This window comes from Stenotrophomonas pictorum JCM 9942, assembly GCF_001310775.1.
Classification (GTDB): Bacteria; Pseudomonadota; Gammaproteobacteria; order Xanthomonadales; family Xanthomonadaceae; genus Stenotrophomonas; species Stenotrophomonas pictorum.
Genome location: NZ_BAZI01000218.1, coordinates 1 through 4,724 on the forward strand (window position 1 = coordinate 1; position 4,724 = coordinate 4,724).

The following is a 4,724-nucleotide window of genomic DNA, read 5'->3' on the forward strand; positions in this document are numbered from 1 at the left end:
CCGCCGAGGACCCGCGCTGCCGTGGAAGCCGGGCGCGGCGTGGCGCCGATAGCGGAGAATGCGCGCTCAACTTTGTTAAGAGCGGTCTGATGTCGATCTATCTCACCCCCTTCGCCCGCACCCGGCTGTTCCCGCGCACGCCGCGCGCCAACACCATCCAGGACTGCACGCCGGAGCAGTTCGAGCAGCACCTCAACGCCCATGCGCCGTACAAGGTGCTCGACGGCTACGCGCCGTTCTGCAAGCTGCATGTGCACCGCAACTGGACCTCCACCCGCTGCCTGACCGTGCCGATAACCGAGGACAACCGCCATCTGCTGCGCTCGGGCTACGAGGCGCGCACCCGCGAGGAGCTGCCGGTGCTGGTGCGCTGGTTCGAGGGCGTGGAGCCGCCGGTGGCCGAGTACCTGGTGGTGATCCTGTACAGCGCCGAGCAGCTGGCCAGGGAGGGCGCGCCGATCGAGGCCGACTGGGGCGTGGTCGGCTGTCTCTACACCGCCGAGCCCGAGGAAGTGCCGATGGCGCCGATCACGATGATGCGCAACGCACTCGGCGTGGAGGAGGGCGGCTCGGGCGTGGCCATCGACCGTGCCGCCTATGCGCGCGCGGTGGCGTTCTGGGACAACAACGCCAACTGGCGATGAGCCTTTATCTGAAGGCGCGTGCCGGGTGGGGCGTGTTCGCGTTCAGCCCGTGGCACATGCTGCTGGCCATCGCCCTGTTCCTGCTGGAAGTGGTGATCGCCACGCAGCTGTCGCAGGTGACGTGGATACGCGCCTATCTGGGCGATGTGCTGGTGGTGGTGCTGTTGTACGCGGCGATCCGCAGCGTGGTGCGGGTCGATGACCATGCGCTGCTGCTGGGCGTGTTCGGGTTGGCCTGCGCGATGGAAGTGGCCCAGTACTTCGCGCTGGCCGAACGGCTGGGCTATGTGCGCGGCGATGTGATGCACACGCTGATCGGCAACACGTTCTCGTGGGCCGATATCGCCTGCTACGCCATCGGCTGCGCGGTGGTGGCCGGAGGGCTGGCGTTGTTCAAACGGTAGCCACGCGGCGGTGTGACGGCTGGTGGTGGCGGCCATCCACCGTGCGCTGATGGGAGCCGTCAGGGCTTTGCGGAGCGGGGCGTACGCCTGGCGGCGACTTTCCTGGGCTTCGGCAGCGGCATCAGCTCGGCGGTCTGCAGGATCAGCCGGCGCAGCGCCTCGCTGTCATCAAGCAGCTCATCGGCCACCGGATAGTCCTTGGCGCCGGGATACGGTGGGCGTTGCGGCAGCGGCGGTGCCAGTCCGGTGGCGGCAGCGGAGGGTTTGACGAACAGGCTGTTGTCGCAGGCGAAGGCCACCACCTTGCCATCGACATACAGCGCGTACTCGCCAAACATCTTCCTGTGGCTCAGGCGGCTGCCCAGGCCGATCTGCTCGGCGACATAGTCGATGAAGTCGCGGTCGGTACTCATGCCGATAGCTGCCGTGGCGGATGCGCCATCCAGGCGGGGGGATGTCAGGCCCGCCTGTCACCGGCAGTGCGGCGTTTGCGCCATGCGCGCAAGACCAGCAGCGCGACAACGACGCCGACAGCGCCTGCCGCCCCGGGCAAGGCCAGTCCCATGAAACGCCCCAGTTGCCGGCCAACGCTGTAACCGGCTTTGTACGCGTCACTCTGTGCGAACGCCGTGGATGAAAAAGCGACCAAGGCCGCCGCCAGCAGATATCGAGCACGCCTTGCCATCAAAACTCCCCAGTCGGTGACGGAACGGTCTGGCTTCGAGTATCCCCACGCCGTGGCGGGTTGGGAAGTGGCGGGTGCTGCTGTGCGCAGCGCGGTTCGTTTGATGCGGAGCGGCTCGAACTTCTGCGCCATCCCGGGTGACCCGGCGTCTGGGGGCAACGCACGGGCGCAGAGTGAAACGGCGTCCGGCGTCCGGCGTCCGGCGTCCGGCGGTTGACCGGTCCGTTGCGGGGGCGCCTGAGCTGGCGCCGGCAGGGACGCGGTTCGGGTAAACAGGCACAAAAAACGGGCGCCTGACGGCGCCCGTTTCGTGTTTCACGCAGTGACCGGCAGGCCGATCAGTAGCGGTAGTGGTCCGGCTTGTACGGGCCTTCGACCGGCACGCCCAGGTAGTCGGCCTGGTCCCTGGTCAGGGTGGTCAGCTTCACGCCGATCTTTTCCAGGTGCAGGCGCGCCACTTCCTCGTCCAGGTGCTTGGGCAGGATGTAGACCTTGTTTTCGTAGCTGTCCTTGTTGGCCCACAGGTCGATCTGCGCCAGGGTCTGGTTGGCGAAGCTGTTGGACATCACGAAGCTCGGGTGGCCGGTGGCGCAGCCCAGGTTCACCAGACGGCCTTCGGCCAGCAGGAAGATGCTGTTGCCATTGGCGAAGGTGTACTTGTCCACCTGCGGCTTGATGTTGGTGTGCACCAGCCCCGGCAGGGCCTTGAGCGCATCGACCTGGATCTCGTTGTCGAAGTGGCCGATGTTGCAGACGATGGCCTGGTCCTTCATCGCCTGCATGTGCGCGGCGGTGATGATGTCCTTGTTGCCGGTGGTGGTGACGTAGATGTCGGCACGGCCCAGGGTGGATTCGACCGTATTGACTTCGTAGCCTTCCATCGCCGCCTGCAGTGCGCAGATCGGATCGATCTCGGTGACGATGACGCGCGCGCCGTAGTTGCGCAGCGAGGCGGCCGAGCCCTTGCCGACATCACCGTAGCCGCACACCACGGCCACCTTGCCGGCCAGCATCACGTCCATCGCACGCTTCAGGCCATCGGCCAGCGACTCGCGGCAGCCGTACAGGTTGTCGAACTTGCTCTTGGTGACCGAGTCGTTGACGTTGATCGCCGGGATCAGCAGCTTGCCCTGTTCGGCCAGCTGGTACAGGCGGTGCACACCGGTGGTGGTCTCTTCGGAGACGCCCTTCCAGTCGGCGACCACGCGGGTCCAGTAGCCCGGGCGCTCGACGGCCACGCGCTTGAGCAGGTTCTTGATCACCTGTTCCTCGTGGCTGCCCGAGGCCGAGTTGACCCAGCTGTCATCGCCCTGTTCCAGCTCATAGCCCTTGTGGATGAGCAGGGTGACGTCGCCACCGTCGTCCACCACCAGCTGCGGGCCGGTCAGGGTGCCGTCGGGCAGGGTGAAGGTCAGCGCGTCCAGGGTGCAGTCCCAGTACTCTTCCAGGGTTTCGCCCTTCCACGCGAACACCGGGGTGCCGGTGGCGGCAATCGCCGCGGCGGCCTGGTCCTGGGTGGAGAAGATGTTGCACGAGGCCCAGCGCACGTCGGCGCCGATGTCCTTCAGGGTCTCGATCAGCACCGCGGTCTGGATGGTCATGTGCAGCGAGCCGGTCACGCGCACGCCGGCCAGCGGCTTGGTAGTGGCGTGCTTGCGGCGGATGGACATCAGGCCCGGCATCTCGTGCTCGGCGATATCCAGCTCCTTGCGGCCCCAGTCGGCCAGCGCGATATCGGCAATCTTGTAATCGCCTTCCTGTGAGAAGTCTTGGCAACAGCGTTCATTTAGAGCTCCGGTGTGGTGCGAGCAGGCTCGCGTTCGCCGGGCGCCGTTGTTGCATGGAAGCCGCCCGAGCCTGGCCGTGACGCGAGCCCCGGTGGGGTCGGTACGGTCGCAGCGCCCCTCGGAGCGGGGGTGGCGATTATATCGCGGCGCGGTCGTCGCGCCGGCAGCCCAACCAAAGGCAGGGGAGAACGGCGACAGAGATTGTTAAGTTGTCTGATCGCCTCTGTTGTTAAGGATTGTCATGACCAAATCCCCCGCCCGCCGCGCCAAGCGCGCTTCGGCTGTGCTGGTGCTGTGCGCCGGCCTGCTGCTCTCGGTACCGCCGGTAATGGCGTTGGCCCCTCCGCCGGCGCAGAAGGCCACCCAGGGCGAGGGCTACCGGCTCCCGTCGGCCGCCTTGCAGGCGGTGGTGGATGCCCCGCGTGCGCCGACCCTGAGCCTGTCGCCCAGGCGCGATCTGGCGGCGATGCTGCAGACCCCGCCGTTGCCGTCCATCGCCCAGGTGGCGGCCCCGGAGCTGAAGCTGGCCGGGCTGCGGATCAATCCGAAGACGGTGTCTGACAGCCGCTTCTCGTTCGGCAGCAAGCTGTGGCTGATCTCCACCGTGGACGGCGCCGAGCGCCAGATCAGTGGTCTGCCGCAGCCGCTGTCGGTGGCCTCGCTGGCGTGGTCGCCGGACCAGAAGTATCTGGCGTTCAACCAGGTCGATCCGGCCAGCGGTGCCAACGAGCTGTGGCTGGTGGATGTCGGCACGGCCAGCGCGCGCCGGGTGGCGCAGGATCTGAACAGCATCGTCGGCAACGGCTATGCGTGGTTGCCGGGTGGCACGGAACTGCTGGTGATGCAGCGTCCGGCCGGGCGCGGCGCGCCGCCGGCCAGTGATGGCGTTCCGACCGGCCCGGCGGTGCAGCAGACCGAGGCCGGGCAGGGCGTGCGCTCGGTGCGCACCTACCAGGACCTGCTCAAGAACGAGGACGACGCGCGCCTGTTCGAGTATTACCTGCAGGCGCAGCCGACGCGGGTGGCGATCAACGGCCAGGCCACCCCGGTCGGCGCGGTGGGCATCTATCTGGGCCTGGCGGCCTCGCCGGACGGCAACTACCTGCTCAGCCAGCGGGTGCAGCGGCCGTTCTCCTATGCGGTGCCGGTGAGCCGGTTCCCGCGCAACATCGAAGTGCTCGATGCGCAGGGCAAGCTGGTGCAT

Annotated in this window: 4 protein-coding genes, 2 pseudogenes and 1 riboswitch; of the genes and pseudogenes, 3 read left to right on the forward strand and 3 right to left on the reverse strand. The window is 67.3% G+C overall.

The genetic code is table 11. The features are described from left to right. Positions 1 to 89 precede the first annotated feature (89 nt). Both JCM9942_RS11025 and JCM9942_RS11030 read left to right on the forward strand, forming a co-directional pair. Positions 90 to 644: a DUF3228 family protein gene (locus JCM9942_RS11025; RefSeq protein WP_054659655.1), complete on the forward strand. Its 555-nt coding sequence runs from the start codon at positions 90 to 92 to the stop codon at positions 642 to 644. Next, positions 641 to 1,048, forward strand: coding sequence for a ribosomal maturation YjgA family protein (locus JCM9942_RS11030; RefSeq protein ID WP_054659657.1), 408 nt, complete (start codon positions 641 to 643; stop codon positions 1,046 to 1,048). The genes JCM9942_RS11025 and JCM9942_RS11030 overlap by 4 nt, the downstream gene beginning before the upstream one ends. Positions 1,049 to 1,107: 59 nt before the next feature. Here the strand turns inward: JCM9942_RS11030 and JCM9942_RS11035 are convergent, their stop codons facing one another. The 3 genes and pseudogenes from JCM9942_RS11035 to ahcY form a co-directional block, all read right to left on the reverse strand. Further along, positions 1,108 to 1,461, reverse strand: coding sequence for a TfoX/Sxy family protein (locus tag JCM9942_RS11035; protein WP_054659659.1), 354 nt, complete (start codon positions 1,459 to 1,461; stop codon positions 1,108 to 1,110). Between the two features lie 44 nt (positions 1,462 to 1,505). After that, the gene (locus JCM9942_RS19060; protein ID WP_145974301.1) at positions 1,506 to 1,865 is read right to left on the reverse strand and encodes a hypothetical protein; all 360 of its coding nucleotides are present in this window, start codon (positions 1,863 to 1,865) and stop codon (positions 1,506 to 1,508) included. Positions 1,866 to 2,071: 206 nt separating this feature from the next. After that, positions 2,072 to 3,519 (reverse strand): annotated as a pseudogene (gene ahcY, locus JCM9942_RS11040) (adenosylhomocysteinase). Between the two features lie 32 nt (positions 3,520 to 3,551). Further along, positions 3,552 to 3,646: riboswitch (S-adenosyl-L-homocysteine riboswitch) on the reverse strand. 115 nt (positions 3,647 to 3,761) lie between these two features. On the opposite strand from ahcY, the pseudogene JCM9942_RS19065 reads away from it, so the two are divergent. Then, a pseudogene (locus JCM9942_RS19065) lies at positions 3,762 to 4,724 on the forward strand (S9 family peptidase); the annotation flags it as partial.

What these genes read in the sequence shown, in the direction of transcription:
- JCM9942_RS11025 (WP_054659655.1), top strand. Translation starts at nt 90, where the DNA reads ATGTCGATCTATCTCACCCCCTTCGCCCGCACCCGGCTGTTCCCGCGC.
- JCM9942_RS11030 (WP_054659657.1), top strand. Translation starts at nt 641, where the DNA reads ATGAGCCTTTATCTGAAGGCGCGTGCCGGGTGGGGCGTGTTCGCGTTC.
- JCM9942_RS19060 (WP_145974301.1), bottom strand. Translation starts at nt 1,865, where the DNA reads ATGGCGCAGAAGTTCGAGCCGCTCCGCATCAAACGAACCGCGCTGCGC.
- JCM9942_RS11035 (WP_054659659.1), bottom strand. Translation starts at nt 1,461, where the DNA reads ATGAGTACCGACCGCGACTTCATCGACTATGTCGCCGAGCAGATCGGC.